The sequence below is a fragment of the Caballeronia glathei genome (assembly GCF_000698595.1).
GTDB classification, from domain to species: Bacteria; Pseudomonadota; Gammaproteobacteria; order Burkholderiales; family Burkholderiaceae; genus Caballeronia; species Caballeronia glathei.
In genome coordinates, this window is record NZ_JFHC01000311.1 from 1 (window position 1) to 453 (window position 453).

Sequence of the window (453 nt, forward strand, 5' to 3'; positions counted from 1 at the left end):
GGAATCACGCTCGTGGATCAGCCCGTGACGGCGCAGAATCTCTGTAATGGTGGCCGGTGCGGGCACATTGGCGTGGCCGAGGTCTCGCAGGCGTCGCTCGATCTTGCGTCCACCCCAGCCGTGCTGACGACGCAGTTCGAGCACCAGCGCAACGGTCTGATCCGATGAGCGCATGGGGCTGTGATGCGGGCGGCGTGACTGGTCAGCCAGGCCTTCGCCGCCCTGCGTCCTGTGGCGCTCGACCCATTTATAGCCGGTCTGGCGACTGATGTTGAAGCGCCGGCATAACTCGCTGAACGGCAACGTCCGCCCGCTGGCCAGGCAAATGAATTCTTCTCTGAGACTCATGGTGTCTTTTACGTTCCAGGGCATGGATGGATCCGGGCGTTCAATTGCCCGAAAGTGTCAACCATGTCCCCGTACACCTGTCAGTTATGTCTCCAGTCTGTACAC

At 60.9% G+C, this 453-nt stretch carries 1 protein-coding gene; it reads right to left on the reverse strand.

The genetic code is table 11. The features are described from left to right. Window positions 1-372 (reverse strand): helix-turn-helix domain-containing protein (locus BG61_RS41225; RefSeq protein WP_152565303.1); only part of this gene is annotated, 372 nt, incomplete at its 3' end. Between the last annotated feature and the right edge of the window lie 81 nt (window positions 373-453).